Raw genomic sequence first — 17,384 nt, 5'->3', positions numbered from 1 at the left:
TAATTCTAACCGCTCTCCCGGGCTGGCGATATACCCGGTCTGCGAATGCGCGCGTCATCTGAACGACTCTGGCACTGCTATAAGGGTTTGAGACGAATCCTATGATTTCCGACTTTAGCGCCGGGATCCAGATAACGGCCTTGATTGTCTTTCAGGCCCCAGTGCAGACACGCCTGGCCACAGTGGTCGGAGGCCCCCTGCACCCTTCCCCAGACCGTACCGGTCTGCAACCGGGTACCTGCCGGCAAGGAGCTCTGTGCAGGCTCATAGGTGGAGACCAGGTTGCCGTGACGTATGGAGACCACGTCCTTGCCCGCTACGGAACCTGCAAAGGCGATGACACCGTCTGCAGGGGCACGGATATTGCTGCCTGACTCCGCCGCCAAATCCATCCCGCGATGACCGCTCAGCCATGGACGATCCGGGGGATCAAAGGGACGCGTAACCTGCGGGGCGGCCTTATCGCCAGTCAAGGGTTCAAGGGGCCACAGCCAGCCCCGGCGGCAGGCTCTGGTCGATGAGGCAACTCGACCCTTCTGCGCCGGAGCCGTGACCGAAGGCAGGATCGGCGCAGGCTGAGCCGTGACGGTTGCCGTAGGCCCCGCAGCCGACAGGACCAGTGCCAGCGTCAACACCAGCAGGGTCCGGGGAAACCATGGGGGCCGACAGCCGGAAGGCATGATGGGCATCCGGCCGGTAACCCGCCTGATGCCCTTGTTCTTATGGTCACGCGCACAGGCCATAGTCGCACCTTCAATCCGTCATCGTGGATGCCCGATTGGGCGCCCACCATCATGATGGATTGGATGCCACAGCCGTGTGAACCGGAGGGAGGGATGTGGTCGAATATGTAATCGTCCACATCAACACAGACCGTAAAGGCACCGTAATCGAGGATCCTCGGAAGGTTCCCGGCCTGGATGCCTTTAGCGGCCTGTTCAAGCCAGATGGATGACCGTCCAAGAGATGGGAGGCAGTTGAAGAGTCAAGGCGTCCCCATCCATCCTGAAGTCTTTCCGGGCATGCATGACGACCCGCTCCTGGTCTTCAAGCGTGTTGCGCGCCGAGGGGTCGTCCTCGTGCAGGGTGCTGACCGTGGCCTGCCGATCTCGATCCTGTTCGGGCAGGGCGATACTGAAATCAACAGAACTGTCAAGGTTGCGGTTGACTACAAAAACGCTCAGTGAACCATCGGCACCTCTGACGGCCGCTGAATCGGTCATGGGCACCCGGCCATAGCGGGATATCTCATAGGTGTCGCCGCTCTGCAGGCTCTTGAGCACGCTGGCGCCCCGCGCATAACGGGAGGTCAGGGCGAAGGGGTAGAAAATGGTCTGCCTCCAGGCCGGGCCGCCGGGCTTGGTCATGATGGGGGCAATGACGTTGACCAGCTGGGCCAGGCTGGCCGCATGAACGACGTCGGCATGCCTGAGCAGGGTGATCAGCAGGTCGCCCACCACCACGGCATCCGCCGCCGAATAGACATCCTCCAGGAGCGGTGCGCCTACGGGCCAATTGCCGATGCCTTCGGGCGATCTGCTGGCCTCAGCATCCTGGTACCAGACATTCCACTCGTCGAAGGAGATGAAAACCTGATGATCACTGCCCAGCCGGGCACGCGAGGCGGCGATGATGGCTTTTACGTCGGTGATGAAACTGTCCATGTCCACGCCGGAAGCCAGAAAACTGGCCATGTCCCCATCCTTGGGCGCGTAATAGGCATGGCATGAGAGGAAGTTCACATTTTCGAAGCAGCGCTCCAGGACCGTGCGCTCCCAGAGACCGAAAGTGGGCATGGTGTGCGAGGAAGAGCCGCAGACAACCAGGTCCAAGTCCGGGTCGATCATCCGCATGGCCACAGCCGTCCGGTTGGCCAGATCGGCGTATTCCTCTGCACTCTTGTGGCCGATCTGCCAGTCGCCGTCCATCTCGTTGCCCAGGCACCACATCCTGATGTTGAAGGGGCGATCATGGCCGTTGGCGCGACGCCGTTCCGACAGCTCGGTGCCCGATGGCACATTGCAGTATTCGAGCAGATCCAGGGCCTCCTGCATGCCCCTGGTGCCCAGGTTGACGGCCTCCATGAGCTCGTTGCCGCCCAGCTTGTCCAGCCAGTCGCGCATCTCATGCAGACCGAACTCGTTGCTTTCGCCGGAGTGCCAGGCCAGGTCGAGACGCCGAGGACGGCTTTCGCGCGGTCCCACGCCATCCTCCCAACGATAGCCCGAGACGAAGTTGCCGCCCGGATATCGGATGGTGGTCACGCCCAGTTCCTTGACCAGATCCATGACGTCCCGGCGAAAGCCCTGTTCGTCTGCTGTCGGATGACCCGGCTCATAGATGCCCGAGTAGATTCCCCTGCCCAGGTGCTCCACGAAGGATCCGAAGAGGCGATCGTCAATGGGCGTGGACTCCTGCTCCTCATCCACCCTGAACTGTGCCCTGCCCCTGTGATTCCGCTGCCCTTGCGCCACTGTCCGACTCCTTCGTTCTGACTGTATCGTCCATGATTCTCGTCCATGTTGAAACTATGGAACATCTGAATAGTACAACGTTGTGAATTCGACGAGCCACCCGTCTGTCGCCCCAGGCAGTCAAAAAACGCCTGTCTAGTGCCGAACAACAGGATGCATAATCAATCATCTCACATAAGAGATGAGGATATTCAAAACAAGCGGCAGCATCAAACCTCAGGCTGGGAGGCCTGTATAGCAGTTCAATTGGTTGAGCAACCTGATACTCGTATCTACAGCAACGAGGATCATTCGAGACGGGGGGGGGGTATTTGCTTGACGGATTGCACAATATGAAGAAACCTGGCGGATAAGGAAAACCGCCGGAGGACCGGCGGTTGAGAGCTCCCGCAGCTGGGCTTGAACCAGCGACATTTCGATTAACAGTCGAACGCTCTGCCAACTGAGCTATGCGGGAATGTCCCGTTCAACTCTCGCTGAACACAATTACCATACTATAGTCAGGACTCTCGTATCCGACAACTTGGCGTGTCGATTACATGAGGATCCTGTCCATGGGCATGGCCGAGTCAATGGAGAAGTCAGGAGCCGAGGGGGGCAGTCCGGCCTGGACCAGATTGACGCCCAGCATGGCCACCATGGCGCCGTTGTCCGTGCACAGGTTGATCTTCGGAATGCGGACCTTGACGCCCTCCTGGTCGCCCAACTCTTCAAGCTTGCCGCGCAGCTGCGAATTGGCTGAGAACCCGCCGCCGACAATCAGGGTATCCGTGTCGAATCTGTGGCAGGCGGCCATGGCCTTGCGGGATAGGACGGTGGCCACGGAATCCGCCAGGGAGGCGCAGACATCATCCACAGGAATGTCGAGTCCGGCCTGCTGTCTGCGTTCGACCCACCGAGCCACGGCGGTCTTGACCCCGGAGAAGCTGAAATCATAGGGATGCTCGGCTCCGGCCCGGCCCTTGGTCAGTCCCTGGGGCACGGCGATGGCGTGAGGGTCGCCCAGACGGGCGTGGCGGTCGATGTGGGGGCCGCCGGGATAGGGGAAGCCGAGCAGACGTGCAATCTTGTCAAAGCACTCCCCCGCAGCGTCGTCCAGGGTAGTGCCCACCACCTGGACCGATCGAGCCAGGTCATCCACATGCAGCAGCGAAGTGTGGCCGCCGGAAACAATCAGGGCCAGTGCATTCTGAGGGAAGGGACCGAACTGGAGCTGTGTGACCGCTATGTGGCCGATGACATGATTGATGCCGTATAGGGGCTTTTTCGCCGCCCAGGCCAGCGCCTTGGCACCGGAGACGCCTACGGCCAGGCAACCAGCCAGTCCCGGTCCGGCCGAGACCGCTATGGCATCCACCTGGGACAGGTCCATGTCCACATCCTTCAAGGCCTTGGAGACGACCGGCACAAAGGACTCAGCGTGTGCCCGCGAGGCGATCTCAGGGATGACGCCCCCATAGCGGGCGTGCTCGTTCATGGAGGATGCCACCACGTTGGACAGCAGCCGGTTGCCCTGCACCAGGGCGGCCGCGGTCTCATCACAGGTGGATTCGATGCCAAGCACCAGAGGCTCACTCATGGTTGATGATCCTTTCCTGTCCTTCTGAAGGCTTGCTGCCGACAGATCCCACCGGACCCGGCCCGATCGAGCTCAAAGGTCTGGTCATGGCCCAGGCATCCACGTCTTCAGGCTGATAGTAGCCCTTGCACAGACCCGTCTGTGAGAAGCCGAATTTTTTGTAGAGGTCAATGGCCGCAGGGTTGTCTACGCGCACTTTCAGGTCCATGCGTTGCAGACCCTTGCGATCGGCTCCGGCAATCAGCCTGGCCAGCAGGGATCCTGCAATGCCTCGACTCCGGGCTTCCGGTAGCACCCCCATGGTCATCAGCTCGGCATCCCTTTCGCCCGACCAATAACCCCCGTAGCCCAGGATGGCACCCTGGTCATCCCATACCAGGTAGGTGCGTGAGGGCGCAGACAACTCGAAGCGCAGCTCCTGCCGGCTCCAGGCCTGGTCGCCGAAGACGCGCGCCTCCAGGTCGACCAGCTGGTCCAGGTTCCCCAAGGCCGCCCTACGAATCATGACTGGACTGCCACGTGCTTGAGCGGATTGGGGACCGAGACGTCCGGCCGACGAAGGTAAAGCGGTTCCACGGGATCGATGAGCCCCCGTTGGGCACGTCGGCATGCACAAGCCGCCATCAGACCTGTCCCACGGGTCCGATCCTCCAAAAAGGATCCTTCGTCCAGCACCACCCGTATACCAGGATGCTTATCCGGACGCTGCCACTGGTCAGCGTAGCGACCGGCTCCGTGACCGCTTACGACCAGAGTGACAGGACGCGGATCCACAGACTCACTCTCTTCTACAACGGCTGCGATTTTCTCGCAGATAGCGGCTGGATAGTCGATGCTCATTTCTGTCAGCGGCCGGGCCGGGGCTTCCACGTCTCCAAAGTCGTCAAAGAGACGATAGTAGAGCTGCCGACGTCGAGCATCATTGACTGCCAGGACCAGGAGCCGGGAATGGTCTTGGTCCTGCTGCTTGAACCGGCTGTAGGCATAGCGGGCCTGCGGCTCCAGGACGTCCTGTCCCAGCAAACGGGCACCCGTGGCAAAGGCCAGGGCCTTGGCAGTGACGATTCCTGCCCGAAGACCTGTGAAGGGCGCAGGGCCCAGTCCCACCACGATGGTCCTCAGATCGTCGGCAGACAGCCCGGCCTGGTCCATGACCTTGGCGATATTGACCTGGAGGCGTTCCACATGCGAGCGCGAGTCGGTCTCGATGCAAGGCTCCCGCCCCGGCAGCCCCACAGTCGAGCCATATGAAGTGTCTATCACCAAAAGGGGCGTATCGCTCCCGCTCATGCCGTCATCGCCTTTCTCAGCTGCTCCAGTCTGGTGGCCCATGAAGGACCCACTCCACGCAGACGTACCATACGCTGACCCTGGGAGCTGGGTGGCGCGTCAGGATCTTCCCGGGGATCCACGGGTCGGGCGATGCTCACTTCCAGACGTTGATCGGCCAGTGCCGAGGCCATCTGCTCGCCCCATTCCATCAGGACGATGGTGCTTTGGCCCGGATCCTCCAGCTCCTCGTCAAGACCAAGGGACTCCAACTCATCCAGGAGCCGATCCACGGCATCCTCGCCAGGCAGATAGTCCTGTCCGCCCAGCCTATAGGCATCCACGTGGATCAGGGTGACCGGCGAGCCGTCGGACAGATGGCCATGCAGCTCTCTCGCAATGGTGAACGTAGGCGAGACCACAGGTCCGTCCACTCCAAGTCCGCTGCCCAGCCCCTGGGCCAGCGTGGTCTTACCCGCCCCCAGAGGTCCGGACAGGAGGATCACATCCCCGCCTTGCAGACACGAGGCCAGGTTTCTGCCCAGGCGTTGCATATCCTCGCCCGTAGGCACGGCCAGCCCAAATCCATCCTGCTGCCCGGCGCTGTCCTGCAGGCTCATGCCAATGTCCTTCCCTTGGCGGCAATCAGCTCAACTGCCCGTTCCAGAGCATAGCGGGCGTCGCCGCTACTGGTTTTGCTGACCTCATCAGCCTGGGCCAAGGCCTCGATGCAGGCGGCCAGGCCGGAGGATGTCCATCTATGCAGCTGTCGTTTTGCCTCCCGCAACTGCCAGTAGGCGGCCTTGGCCTCGGCTGTCGTGATGGCTCCCGATTCGATGGCCGCCTCCTTGCCCAGCGTCCGTAGCTTCAGGGCCAGTACTCCGATAAGGGATACCGGTTCGTTGCCCTGTTCCAGAGCTGAACGCAGGGCGACGACGGCTTGGGCCGGCCTACCGGCAAGGGCCCTGTCCGCCACAGCGAATCCGGATACAGCCGGGTTATCGGTCAAATACCGGTTGACGATCTCCAAGGTCATGGGGTCCTGGTCAAAATCAAAGCAGAGCTGGGAGCACATGGCGGCAAGTTCCGGAGTTCGTTCGCCCAGGACATCCACCAGACGCTGGGCCGCCCGTGGCTGGATGCGGCGCTGATGGGCCTTGAATTGCCCGTAGACGAAATCGACTTTGTCATCGAACTTCTTCAGATCCGGCATCCGTTCTATGACTGCTCCGGCCCGTTCCATCTGGTCCAGAAGCCGACGGCCCCGGTTGCCCCCGTCATGACGTGCTATGACGATGCTGGATTCGGATCCTGCCGGCTCGCGGCAGAAATCCACCAGGACCTGGGTCAAGGCCTCATCGGCCGCCTGCAGATCATCCAGAAGGACCACGGCCGTCTGACTGAGCAGGGAGGGTCCGACCGCCTCCTGAAAGGCGTAAGCGTCGCAGTCGGCCGCGTCCATCTCTAGGTATTCGCTGTCCGGATGAGCGGCACATGCCTGTGCGCACAGCTGCTTGACGCGCCGCCCGTTGAGGAAGGGATCACCGCCGACCACCAGATGGACGGAAGGGTTCTCCTGCTGAGCTTTGGTCATGACTCAAATCTCCCTTCATCACTGGACATTGACCCCGGTCGTTTTTTGAAGACCAACCGGGCTAGAAGGCCATGGGTTTGCTGCACCCAGACCTTGATTGACCCCCAAGCCGATGGCCGAAAAGGAACCCCGGAATCCAGGCCTGTCACAGACGACCATGAAGGGTCCCTCCTCCGGGCACGGATGAGTCGAATCAATCGATGATCGATCACGGCCATGAGAACCAGACCCACCAGGCAGACGCTGCCGACTGGCCCCGAAGGCCAGGCCGCCGGAGCAGCCGCCTCGCCCAGCCAGGTTGCCGCAAAAGCCATGACTCCGGTACCCAGGGAGGTCAACCGGGCCAGCAAGAGCCCCAATGAGGGCCAGAGCCAGGATGTGAGCAGGGCCAGCAGGCCGGTTACTGTGGCAGCATCGACCACAGGAGTGACCAGCAGGTTGGCCAGAGGGGCCAGCAGAGGCAGTCCGGGACTCATCAGCACCTGCACGGGCAGCGTCCCAGCCTGGGCGCACAGGGTCGTGGCCAAAGGACGTGCCAGAAATGCCGGAAGATGGTCTTCAAGGAGGGCCGTCAAACGCCGGTTGCCCAGACCTATGCCCAGCACGGCCCCACAGGAGAGCGCGAAGCCGAAGCTTGCCGCCATGGAAGGCCGCAGGATCAGGACCAGCAGCACGCACCATGACAGCGTGTTCAAGGACTGTGCAGGCCGGCAGGCGGCCAGAGCCAATGCCGAAAGTAGCCCCATGGCCTGAGCTCGCAAGACTGAGTCCCCGGGGACCATCAACATGCCCAAACCCAGATATGCTGCAGACAAAACCAGGGCCGTCAGCAAGGGCGGCGAGCGCAGGGCCCGCATGATCGAAACCAGCAGCGAGGCCAGGACCATGAAGTGCCCGCCGGAGACGGCCATCAGATGAAGGATGCCCGATGCCCGGAAATCCTGGGTCAGACGGGTGGCATATGCAGGTTCCACTGCCGGCCTGCCCACAGACCCACCCGATCCGGGTGGGGCCTGGTTGCCCAGGATGCCCATGGTCAACCCCGGCACCAGGATCCGCCCCTGGTCGTCCAGCCTGCTGGTCTGTTCAAGAAAGGCCCCTTGCATGCGAGCGATGAATCGTCTACTGGGTCCTGGCGGCCTGACCTCTTTCATGCCGCCTTCCACGGCCAGCCAAGGCATAGGACGGCCGTAAGCGGAGGGTTCCAAGAGGCCTCGTACACGATACTGTCCGCCCTGCTGCAGCAGGCATGACCGGCTGCGGGCGAAGAGCACCATCCCTTCATCGGAGGGCATGCGCACCCCGGCCACAGTCACCCACTGCAGCCTTAATTCCACCTGACAGTCCCAGCCTCGCCGAGAGGATGCGCTCATGGGGCCCACAGCCCGACCAAGAACCTCAGCCATCGCCTTTCCCCGACGGATCTGACGGGCTGCCGGCCCGCCGCGCACCGACTCATGACCGACCGTGGCAGCCAATCCTGCGGTCAAAGCCACGGCAACCAGGACGGCCAGCATCGGTAGCCTCCGTGGACCGAACCAAGCGGAAACCAAGGTCGAGGAGGCAGAAACAAACTTGGGTGAAGAGCGGAGCAAGGAAGACCCGTGAGCGGAATAGCGCCTGAACCCGGGGTATGAGCGTTGGTTTGGAAACCGGCGCAACCAATGAAACCGAATATTCTGATGAGCCGTGTCCACATGACTGGTGTTCCTGGTGTTCAAATAACCGGTGTCTTTGGTATTCGTGGTATTCACGCAGGGTCTATGCCGATGATCTTTGTTCCAAGGACTTTTGCCCCGATTATCCCTGTTCCCGGGACGCGTACATACTCGGGGCAGATGGTTCCGTTTCCATAAGCGATGGGGCCGACGAAAAACATGACTCCTGCAATCGGGGTCCTCTGCGGCGACCAAACGGACGAACTTGATGGCAAGCAGGACCATTGCAAGGAGTAATGGAAGCGCCAGGACAAGCGGCATCATCCAGACCGTCATGCCCATACTTCCATTGTCCATGCCGCCTTTGGACTCCCCGCACCTGGCTGATCCTGCCGACGATCCGCCCGTGCTCCGATCCAGCAGCCAAGGGACCAGCAGGGCAACCGCCCAGGCCAGACAGGCAGCGGGGAGCATCCGAAGATTGCGGCTGCCGTTCTCCCGATCAGTTGCATCGCGAACCCCGTCGCGAACCGCTGCATGACCGGCCATCATTGCACCACCAGATATGGCCGTAATCGGGCCAGGGTCTTGGCACCGATGCCGGGGACATCCAGGAGCTGGTCTACCGAAGTGTAGCGGCCGCCGATGGCTCGTCGATGTTCCAATATTTTTGCAGCCTTGACCGGACCGATCCCTTTGACGTTTTCCAGATCCTGCTGGCTGGCGCTGTTCAGATTCACGCGCCCCGCCTGATCGGCTGACCCTGATGAGGCGCTGGAGACCGGAGCAGCAGGGGCGTTGTCGGCCTTTTCGGCAGGTTGGGAGGAGCCGGAGACCGGAGGATCGGCCTGCCCGCTGCCTGCTTCACCATGGGTACCACGGCTGTGATCGTTTTCCGAGGCCTGCTCGCCTCGGTGTGCAGCACTGTTCGCGTTATTGTTCGTAGGAGCCGATGAGCTGGTCCCGGATCCGTCAACAGCCACCCCTCTGGCCAGGGCCCGTCCCTGCTGGGCCAGCAGGGTCAGGCTCAGGGCAAGGGCCGCCACCAGAATAAGGATGGCCGTCAAGGCCTGAAGCGGCGTAAATGACCAGACAGGCCGATTCCGTCGGGACCGGGACTTGGCCATGCCTTCGGCTGATGGCTCCGATCGAATCGATTGATTCAGCGATTGTTTCAGGGCCAGTGCTTGGAGGGGCGGTGCCGGCGGCTGGGTGATGTTGATGCTCATGGGTCCAGCCTGGCATGAAAAAGCCCCCCAGTATGAGGCCGGGGGGCTATGTGGTCGAAGGTCATCGCCTGTCCACAGCCTGGCCTGGCTGTGGACAGTGCAGGGTCAGGCCGGCACGACCGATACGATCTTAGGCGCCTTGACAATGACCTTCCGCGGCTCCTTGCCGCCCAGCCGCTCCTGGACGGCAGGCAGTGCCAGGGCCATGGCCTTGAGCTGGTCGGGCGCGATGTCGGGGCTGACCTGCAGCTTGCCGCGGACCTTGCCCTTGACCTGGACCACGGCAGTGACCGTGTCCTCGCCAAGATAGCGATCATCCCAGGTCGGCCACTGGGCATGCGCCAGGGATTCCTTGTGACCCAGACGGCTCCAGAGCTCCTCGCAGATGTGGGGGGCGATGGGCGAGAGCATGAGCACCAAGGGCTCGATGGCTGCCCTGGGCGTCGGGTTCAGCCCGGTCAGATGGTTGTTGAGCACGATCATCCTGGCGATGGCCGTGTTGGGCCGCATGGCCTCCATCTCCACCGTTACGTCGTGGATGGTGGTATTGAGCAGCTTCAGGGTCTTCTGGTCGGGTTCGCCCTCGTCCAGGACCACCTCGCCGGTCTGCTCGTCCACCACGTTGCGCCAGAGCCGCTGCAGGAAGCGCATGCCACCCACCACGTTGCGCGTGTTCCAGGGCCGGGACTCGTCCAATGGGCCCATGCTCATCTCGTAGAGGCGGAAGGTGTCGGCCCCATAGGTGCGGTACATATCGTCCGGGGTGATGATGTTCTTGAGGCTCTTGCCCATCTTGCCGAACTCACGGTTGACCGGCTGCCCCTGCCAGGTGTAGCTGACCTTGCCGCCCTCCTCGTGCTCCTCCACCTCGGCGGCGGGCACATACTGGCCGCGCTGGTCGGTGTAGGCGTAGGCCTGGATCATCCCCTGGTTGAAGAGCTTGTGGAAGGGCTCCTTGGACGAGACGTATCCCAGATCGTAGAGGACCTTGTGCCAGAAGCGGGCATAGAGCAGGTGCAGCACCGCGTGCTCCACGCCGCCCACGTAGAGGTCGACACCGCCTGACTCCCCGGCCGTGGCATTGTGCTTGGGCCCAAGCCAGTAGTTGTATTCCTCCGGATCGACCATGTGCCGGTCATCCTTGGGGTCGATGTAGCGCATGTAGTACCAGCAGGAGCCGGCCCAGTTGGGCATGGTGTTGGTGTCCCTGTGGTAGACCTTGGGGCCGTCGCCCAGGTCCAGGGTCACGTTCACCCAGTCCTGGTTGCGGCTCAGCGGGGCCTCCGGGCTGGACTGGGCATCCTCGGGGTCGAAGGTCTTGGGCGAGTAGTCGGGCACGTCCGGCAGGGCCACCGGCAGCTGGTCGTCGGGCAGCAGGTGGGGCAGGCCCTGGTCGTCATAGACCACGGGGAATGGCTCGCCCCAGTAGCGCTGACGTGAGAAGAGCCAGTCGCGCAGCCGGTAGGAGACCGTCCCATGGCCCACCCCGGCCGACTCCAGCCAGGCAGTGACCTTCTCGATGGCCTGGTCGACCCGCAGACCGTCCAGGCTGAGCGGGTCGCCGGCGGCCTGGGTGGCCTGGACCGAAGAGTTGACCACAATGCCGTCGTGAGAGATGAAAGGCGCCTTGCCCCGGTAGTCGTCCAGGGTCTGTCCGGACTCAGCCAGCGGGCTGACCGTGTAGACGACGGGCAGGCCATACTTGAGGGCGAAGTCGTAATCGCGCTGATCGCCGCCAGGCACAGCCATGATGGCTCCGGTGCCGTAGTCCATCAGCACGTAATCGGCGGTGAAGATGGGCAGCTTGGCCCCGGTGATGGGGTTCACCGCGTACAGCCCGGTAAACAGGCCGGTCTTGGCTCCGCCCTCATCCACGCGATCCTTGGCGGTCTTGGCCTCGGCGGCCCTGCGATAGGCCTGCACGCCCTCCGCAGGATTGGCATAGCCGCCCTTCCACTGCTCAGGCACGTCCTCAGGCCACTCCTGGGGCAGGTGCTGGAGCAGGTCATGCTCGGGGGAAACCACGGCGAAGGTGGCACCGAAAAGCGTGTCGGGACGGGTGGTGTAGACCTCCATGGTCTGATCGCCGTCGGGGCTGGGCACGGTGAAGTCCACCGAGGCCCCATGCGACTCCCCGATCCAGTTGCGCTGCATGAGCTTGACCTTTTCGGGCCAGTCCAGAATGTCCAGATCCTCCAGAAGCCGGTGGCCGTAGGCGGTGATGCGCATGGACCACTGCTTGAGCTCACGCTGGTAGACCGGGTAGTTGCCCCGCTCGGAGCGTCCCTCGGCGGTCACCTCCTCGTTGGCCAGGACCGTGCCCAGCCCGGGGCACCAGTTGACCGGCGAGCGCGAGATGTAGGCCAGGCGGAAGTCGTTGAGCACCTCGGAGCGCTCGGCCTCGTCCAGGTCCTCCCAGGAGGCGTCGGCATGGCCGGGGATGGGCCTGCTTCCGGACTTGAAGGCCTGGACCAGCTCGCTGATGGGCCTGGCAGAACCCGTCCCCCCGTCGGCACGGCGGTAGTCGGGGTCGTACCAGGACTCGTAGATGCGCGAGAAGATCCACTGGGTCCAGCGCACATAGTCGGTATCGATGGTGGCGAAGGAGCGGCGGTCGTCGAAGCTGAGCCCCAGCCGGTGCAGCTGCCAGCGCATGTTGGCGATGTTCTGCTCGGTGGTGACCCGGGGGTGCTGGCCGGTCTGGACGGCGTACTGTTCGGCGGGCAGGCCGAAGGCGTCGTAGCCCATGGCGTGCAGGACGTTCTCGCCCTTCATCCTGTGGTAGCGGCTGACCACGTCGGTGGCGATGTAACCCAGGGGGTGGCCCACATGCAGGCCCTTGCCCGAAGGATAGGGGAACATGTCGATGACGAAGTAGGGACTGCAACCCTCGGCGTGATTTCCCTGGGCATCCGTCAAATCACCCTTGGTGTTGGCGGCCCAGAAGGTGCCCTCCTTGTCCCAGCGCTGCTGCCAGTGCTCCTCGATGGTCTGCGCCATGGCGGCATCGTAGCGGAATTGAGGCTGATCGGATTCCTGGGTCTGCTGATGATCCCTGTCTTCATTCGCGTTCATATGGTGAATTATCGCCATTCACATGGACACGGCCGGGCCGATGTCCAGCATCCGTCGTCCTTACGGGAGCCGTGCTCAGTGGTCGCCGGGCTGCAGGGTACGGGCGGCGGCATCGATGGAGAAGCCGATTGACCGGGAAGCCCGGCCCAGGGCGGCCTTGAAGGATCCGTCCCGCATCATCCTCTTCAGGGCCTGGTCGATGACGCCCACCAGCTCCGGATCCCCGCGGGGCACGCCTATGCCATACCGCTCATGGGAGAAGGGGTTGCCGACCAGGCGCAGCTGGCCACCGCCGCGAACATGAGCCAGGCCGGCCAGGGCGAAGTCATCGCCGCTGGCGGCATCCGTATCCCCGCTGAGCAGGGCCGTGATGCACTCGGGGAACTCCTCCCGCTCCTGGACCTGGGCTTGGGGGGCCAGCGAGCGTACCAGGGCCCCGGAGGTGGACCCCGCTGCCACGCAGACCCGCTTTTGGGCCAGATCCTCCACCCCGGCGATGTCGTTCTGAGTGCGGCGAACCAGCAGATCCTGCCCGGCAGCCAGATAGGGCCCGGCGAAATCCACCAGCTTCTGCCGTTCCTGGGTGATGGAGTAGCCGGCCACCACCATGTCCACCTGGCCCTGTTCGAGCATGCGCTCGCGATCCGCAGGCTTCACCTGGCGGAAAACGATCTGCGACTCGGCATATCCAAGCTCGTGGACCACATACTGGGCCACGTCCACATCCAGTCCCCGGTACTGGCCGGACTGGGCGAACCCAAGTCCAGGCTGATCGAAGGAGATGCCCACGCTGATCTTGGGCCCGATGGAACCCGCCCGGTAGCGATCCTCCTGGCGGCCGCACCCGCTCAGGGGCACCGCAAGAACCAGCGCCAGCAGAGCCGCCGCAATCCTGCGTGCAAACATGACCGGCCCCTACTTGAACATTCTCGAACGGGTCAGGAACCAGGTTACCAGGGCGGTCACCAGGCCCGAAAGAATCACCACGACCGCAAAACCCCAGGGTTTGTCGGTAAACGGCATGCCGAACATGCCCTGGTTGAAGTTCATGCCATACATGGAGAAGATCAGCGTGGGCACCGACAGGCTGATGGAGATGATGGTGAAGATCCTCATCACATTGTTGACGTTGTTGGAGACGATGGAGGCGAAGGCGTCGGTCATGTTCGAAAGCACGCTTGAGTAGATGTTGGCCATCTCGATGGCCTGCTTGTTCTCCGTGATCACGTCGCCCAGCAGGTCCTCATCGTCCGGATAGCGCTTGATCCGCTCCAGCCCGGTCAGCTTCTCCAGGACGATCTCGTTGGACTTGAGACTGGTGGCGAAATAGACCAGGGTCTTGTTGAGCTCCAGCAGCATGAGGATCTCCCGGTTCTGCATGGAGTGGCGCAGTTTGAGCTCCAACCGGTCCGACTCGCGGTCGATGATGCGCAGGTATCGCAGGTAGAGGGTGGCGTTGCGGTAGAGGATCTGCAGGATGAAGCGGGACTTCATGAAGGTGTTGAAACCCCGGATGGTGCCCTCCATGAAGGGATGGAGCAGGACGGTGTCCTGCATGCAGACGGTGACTATCAGATCCTCGGTGACGATGATGGACAGGGGGATGGTCTCGTAGTAGTCCCGGCCGTCGCGCTCCTCGGCCCGGGGAATGTCGACGATGACCATGGTGTACTCGTCCTCCACGTCCACACGCGAGCGCTCCTCATCGTCCAAGGGGGCACGCAGGTCAGCCAGGTCTATGCCCGTGGTCTGCGAGACGTTGGCCAGCTCGACATCGGTGGGCGCCGATAAGCATATCCATGAGCCCTTGGAAGCCTTGCCGATCTGCTCGATCTGCCCGTTCATGGTGCTGAATACTCTCATCATCGCCATCACCGCCTCTCGTGCTCGAACCTGGCCGACGTGTCTGGCCGAACCGATAGTAGCAGATAACCAGTCGCCGCCGTGCTCAATTTCGCAGGGTAGTCCCTGGTCACCCCCTCCATGGGCGCAGGACGGCGGGTTGGATTTTGGAGGCGTCGAAGCGGAAATGACCGGTGATGGGACGATGGCCAGGTGACCCCAGGTAGTCGTTCTCCCTGGCGCGCTGGCCCATGTTATGCAGAAGCAGGGGAATGCCCTGGCTGTCCCTTTTATCCGAGGCTATGCCGATGTGCCAGGAGGTGTCGAAGATGACAATGTCGCCCTGCTGCCACTGGTCGGTGGCCGCGGTGTCGTTGGTCAGACGCTGGGCGTGCCGGGACAGGAATACGCCGAGGACGTTGGTGCGTCTGAAGTCGATGTTCGGATCAGGCCTGCTGATGACTCCGACATAGGCCCCAGGAGACGAGGCGATGTCAGCGTCGACCATGGCTTTGAGATCGTAGCCGGCCTGTCGGAAGGCCCTCCAGATCTCATCGGTACAGGCACCCCGGTCATCGGGTGGATAGCCGCCCTGATAGTAGCCGCTGTCATAACGTGGATGGATGCGTGCCTCCTGATGGGCTCCACGCACCATGGCCGTGTAATCGTCCACACCGTCGTGGTTGTAGTCCACAGGCGAGATCAGAGGCGGGTGGACAGCAGTCTGCTCAGGAGAATACCCGGGAGGGCTATGGGAAGCGGTCTTGCGGCCGTTTGCAGAGGAGCTTTGATTATCATGGCGAGCAGATCCGACACCCATCAGCCTGCCAGCCAAGGCCAAGGAGCCCACCACAATCAAAGCAAGCGCCAGCAGAACGGCCACCCACCGCAGAACAGTCGTCCGCCCACGACTGTTGCCGCTACGGCTTTGCTCTGTCGGCACGGCGGTCACCTCATCCGGTTGCGAAGGGGTCTGCCATCCATGAACCGACGAAGATTATCCAGGCAAATTTCCCGAACCTTGTCCATGTTGGAGGGGAGATAAGCTCCCCCGGCCACATGCGGGGTGAGCAGGCAGCGTGGTTGCCTCCAGAGTGGGTGGTCTTCAGGCAGAGGTTCCGGTTCGGTCACATCCAGCCCTGCACCGAAAATGCCATCCTTATCCAGGGCTTGGGCCAGAGCCATGCAGTCCACGGCATCTCCCCTGCCCGCGTTGATCAGCACGGCGGTGGACTTCACCAATGCAAGACGATTGCCGTCGATGATATGTCTGGTCTGCGGCGTTGAAGGCAGGGCCAGAGCCACTACATCCATCTCAGGCAGCAGGGCATCCAGATCGTCAAAACCAGCCAGACGGTCGAACCCCTCCACCGGCTGGTCGGGATGCCGCCTGATACCGATGGTCCGAGCGCCTACAGCCTTGGCCAGACGAGAGAAGGAGGCTCCGATATCCCCCGTGCCCAACACCAGAACCTGGCAACCGCGCGGTGAAAGGACAGCCCCGCGAGGTTCCCAACGGCCCACGCGTTGATTGTCCCGGTAACCAGGAAGGTCCTTCATCAGGGCCCACATCATGGCGAACATGTGCTCGGAGACCGACTGCCCGTAAGCGCCTGAGGCACTGGTCAACATGGCATCCGGAGGCAGAACCCCCGGTTTCAGGTAGGCATCCACACCCGCGCTGCTGGTCTGCAGCCAGACCAGGTTACGGCAGGCAACCACCTGCTCGGACGGCGGATTACCCAAAATGATCGTGGCCTCCGATCGGAGGGATTGAGGGACATCGATGAGCCAATGCATGCTCTGCCGCATGTCCGTGTCGACAATGAACTCCTGATGAACGCCTGGAGCCGCCTGGAGGAATTCCTGTCGTTCGCTCTGGTCCAAGGGCAGGCAGTTGATGATGAGCTGGTCCCCAGGATGGTTCTCGTTCCGCTTTTCAGCCCGTACTTCGACATCGTTTTTGCCGGTCATGGTCCGCCGCCTTTCCGTTGCTGCCGACCCCCTTGGTCGCCCCTTGTTCATCATGCTAGCGCACTTGCAAGCTCAGGAATGACTCAAGACCATTCGAGGATAAAATCCATCAATTAGCTCACAATCCCTGCAATTCCGGGGCAACACACTGAGTTGCTCCATTCGCCAATCCCGGTGTACTATGAGCAAGGCTTCACCAAGCAAGGCAAGCACGGGGCTATGGCGCAGCTGGTAGCGCGTCTCCATGGCATGGAGAAGGTCGGGGGTTCGAATCCCCCTAGCTCCACAGATGGAATCCCGAGGTCACCTCGGGATTCTTTTTTATATCCAGCGCCTCTGCAACTGCGAGAGCCTGGACTAAGACACAGCGCAAACGCAGTTACGGTTCCAACCGGCAATCTCAGCTGGGCCATCAACGGGCAATCCCATCCGATGGCCGTCCACACTCGATGGAGCCCACATCGCGATCAAGGCTTTGACCCTGGCGTGTTTGCATTGTTTTTATCTACCGCTCCACAGAGGCGGACCCGTTCAGAATCCTGACTCCATTGCGAATCAAGCCTGCTGCAATGGTTGCGCCGGCACTCTTCCAAGGACCTACAATGATTCTGATTAAAATTCTGCAAATCTATCGGCCGACAGATTGGTGGACCCATCGCAACGACTCCGGAGGCCTACACAACAATGACC

14 protein-coding genes and 2 tRNA genes are annotated in these 17,384 nt (G+C 62.1%); 1 reads left to right on the top strand and 15 read right to left on the bottom strand.

Translation table 11 applies throughout. From position 1 onward, the window contains the following. Positions 1-77: 77 nt before the first annotated feature. From JF70_RS03565 to JF70_RS03495, 15 genes are all read right to left on the bottom strand, one after another. A complete protein-coding gene (locus tag JF70_RS03565; protein WP_052690720.1) occupies positions 78-743 on the bottom strand; it encodes a M23 family metallopeptidase in 666 nt (221 codons plus the stop codon). A 195-nt stretch (positions 744-938) separates the two neighbouring features. Continuing rightward, the gene (gene arfA / locus JF70_RS03560) at positions 939-2,474 is read right to left on the bottom strand and encodes an arabinosylfuranosidase ArfA (RefSeq protein WP_082069374.1); all 1,536 of its coding nucleotides are present in this window, start codon (positions 2,472-2,474) and stop codon (positions 939-941) included. Positions 2,475-2,858: 384 nt separating this feature from the next. Then, a tRNA-Asn gene (locus JF70_RS03555) sits at positions 2,859-2,931 on the bottom strand. Positions 2,932-3,009: 78 nt separating this feature from the next. Further along, positions 3,010-4,053 carry a tRNA (adenosine(37)-N6)-threonylcarbamoyltransferase complex transferase subunit TsaD gene (tsaD, locus tag JF70_RS03550; RefSeq protein WP_045935309.1) on the bottom strand — a complete coding sequence of 348 codons (1,044 nt, stop codon included), beginning with the start codon at positions 4,051-4,053 and terminating at the stop codon, positions 3,010-3,012. After that, a complete protein-coding gene (gene rimI, locus JF70_RS03545; protein ID WP_052690719.1) occupies positions 4,046-4,558 on the bottom strand; it encodes a ribosomal protein S18-alanine N-acetyltransferase in 513 nt (170 codons plus the stop codon). The genes tsaD and rimI overlap by 8 nt, the downstream gene beginning before the upstream one ends. Then, positions 4,555-5,343 carry a tRNA (adenosine(37)-N6)-threonylcarbamoyltransferase complex dimerization subunit type 1 TsaB gene (gene tsaB / locus JF70_RS03540; RefSeq protein WP_045935308.1) on the bottom strand — a complete coding sequence of 263 codons (789 nt, stop codon included), beginning with the start codon at positions 5,341-5,343 and terminating at the stop codon, positions 4,555-4,557. The genes rimI and tsaB overlap by 4 nt, the downstream gene beginning before the upstream one ends. After that, positions 5,340-5,942 (bottom strand): tRNA (adenosine(37)-N6)-threonylcarbamoyltransferase complex ATPase subunit type 1 TsaE, encoded by a 603-nt coding sequence (gene tsaE / locus JF70_RS03535; protein ID WP_045935307.1) that lies wholly within the window; start codon positions 5,940-5,942, stop codon positions 5,340-5,342. The genes tsaB and tsaE overlap by 4 nt, the downstream gene beginning before the upstream one ends. Further along, the gene (gene holA / locus JF70_RS03530; protein WP_045935306.1) at positions 5,939-6,916 is read right to left on the bottom strand and encodes a DNA polymerase III subunit delta; all 978 of its coding nucleotides are present in this window, start codon (positions 6,914-6,916) and stop codon (positions 5,939-5,941) included. Before holA ends, tsaE begins: the two co-directional genes overlap by 4 nt. Further along, positions 6,913-8,433, bottom strand: a complete 1,521-nt coding sequence (locus tag JF70_RS03525; protein WP_052690718.1) for a ComEC/Rec2 family competence protein — start codon at positions 8,431-8,433, stop codon at positions 6,913-6,915. Before JF70_RS03525 ends, holA begins: the two co-directional genes overlap by 4 nt. A 689-nt stretch (positions 8,434-9,122) precedes the next feature. After that, complete coding sequence (locus JF70_RS03520; RefSeq protein WP_045935305.1) at positions 9,123-9,803, bottom strand: ComEA family DNA-binding protein; 681 nt, start codon at positions 9,801-9,803, stop codon at positions 9,123-9,125. Positions 9,804-9,908: 105 nt separating this feature from the next. Next, entirely contained in the window at positions 9,909-12,878 is a 2,970-nt protein-coding gene (leuS, locus tag JF70_RS03515) for a leucine--tRNA ligase (RefSeq protein WP_045935304.1), read from the bottom strand. Between the two features lie 75 nt (positions 12,879-12,953). After that, positions 12,954-13,784: a glutamate ABC transporter substrate-binding protein gene (locus JF70_RS03510; protein ID WP_045935303.1), complete on the bottom strand. Its 831-nt coding sequence runs from the start codon at positions 13,782-13,784 to the stop codon at positions 12,954-12,956. A gap of 9 nt (positions 13,785-13,793) precedes the next feature. Continuing rightward, positions 13,794-14,744, bottom strand: a complete 951-nt coding sequence (locus JF70_RS03505; protein ID WP_024627661.1) for a magnesium transporter CorA family protein — start codon at positions 14,742-14,744, stop codon at positions 13,794-13,796. Positions 14,745-14,850: 106 nt separating this feature from the next. Continuing rightward, complete coding sequence (locus JF70_RS03500) at positions 14,851-15,663, bottom strand: DUF1287 domain-containing protein (RefSeq protein WP_045936091.1); 813 nt, start codon at positions 15,661-15,663, stop codon at positions 14,851-14,853. A gap of 5 nt (positions 15,664-15,668) precedes the next feature. Next, positions 15,669-16,694 carry a D-2-hydroxyacid dehydrogenase gene (locus JF70_RS03495; protein ID WP_082069372.1) on the bottom strand — a complete coding sequence of 342 codons (1,026 nt, stop codon included), beginning with the start codon at positions 16,692-16,694 and terminating at the stop codon, positions 15,669-15,671. 213 nt (positions 16,695-16,907) lie between these two features. On the opposite strand from JF70_RS03495, the gene JF70_RS03490 reads away from it, so the two are divergent. Then, positions 16,908-16,980 (top strand) — tRNA-Ala (locus JF70_RS03490). Positions 16,981-17,384 lie beyond the last annotated feature (404 nt).

Origin of the sequence: Bifidobacterium mellis (assembly GCF_000967265.1) — a bacterium.
GTDB classification, from domain to species: Bacteria; Actinomycetota; Actinomycetes; order Actinomycetales; family Bifidobacteriaceae; genus Bombiscardovia; species Bombiscardovia mellis.
Note: the sequence above shows the minus strand (reverse complement) of the source record. Positions and strands in the feature narration are given on the sequence as shown.

What these genes read in the sequence shown, in the direction of transcription:
- JF70_RS03565 (WP_052690720.1), bottom strand. Translation starts at nt 743, where the DNA reads ATGGCCTGTGCGCGTGACCATAAGAACAAGGGCATCAGGCGGGTTACC.
- tsaD (WP_045935309.1), bottom strand. Translation starts at nt 4,053, where the DNA reads ATGAGTGAGCCTCTGGTGCTTGGCATCGAATCCACCTGTGATGAGACC.
- rimI (WP_052690719.1), bottom strand. Translation starts at nt 4,558, where the DNA reads ATGATTCGTAGGGCGGCCTTGGGGAACCTGGACCAGCTGGTCGACCTG.
- tsaB (WP_045935308.1), bottom strand. Translation starts at nt 5,343, where the DNA reads ATGAGCGGGAGCGATACGCCCCTTTTGGTGATAGACACTTCATATGGC.
- tsaE (WP_045935307.1), bottom strand. Translation starts at nt 5,942, where the DNA reads ATGAGCCTGCAGGACAGCGCCGGGCAGCAGGATGGATTTGGGCTGGCC.
- holA (WP_045935306.1), bottom strand. Translation starts at nt 6,916, where the DNA reads ATGACCAAAGCTCAGCAGGAGAACCCTTCCGTCCATCTGGTGGTCGGC.
- JF70_RS03525 (WP_052690718.1), bottom strand. Translation starts at nt 8,433, where the DNA reads ATGCTGGCCGTCCTGGTTGCCGTGGCTTTGACCGCAGGATTGGCTGCC.
- JF70_RS03520 (WP_045935305.1), bottom strand. Translation starts at nt 9,803, where the DNA reads ATGAGCATCAACATCACCCAGCCGCCGGCACCGCCCCTCCAAGCACTG.
- leuS (WP_045935304.1), bottom strand. Translation starts at nt 12,878, where the DNA reads ATGAACGCGAATGAAGACAGGGATCATCAGCAGACCCAGGAATCCGAT.
- JF70_RS03510 (WP_045935303.1), bottom strand. Translation starts at nt 13,784, where the DNA reads ATGTTTGCACGCAGGATTGCGGCGGCTCTGCTGGCGCTGGTTCTTGCG.
- JF70_RS03505 (WP_024627661.1), bottom strand. Translation starts at nt 14,744, where the DNA reads ATGATGAGAGTATTCAGCACCATGAACGGGCAGATCGAGCAGATCGGC.
- JF70_RS03495 (WP_082069372.1), bottom strand. Translation starts at nt 16,694, where the DNA reads ATGACCGGCAAAAACGATGTCGAAGTACGGGCTGAAAAGCGGAACGAG.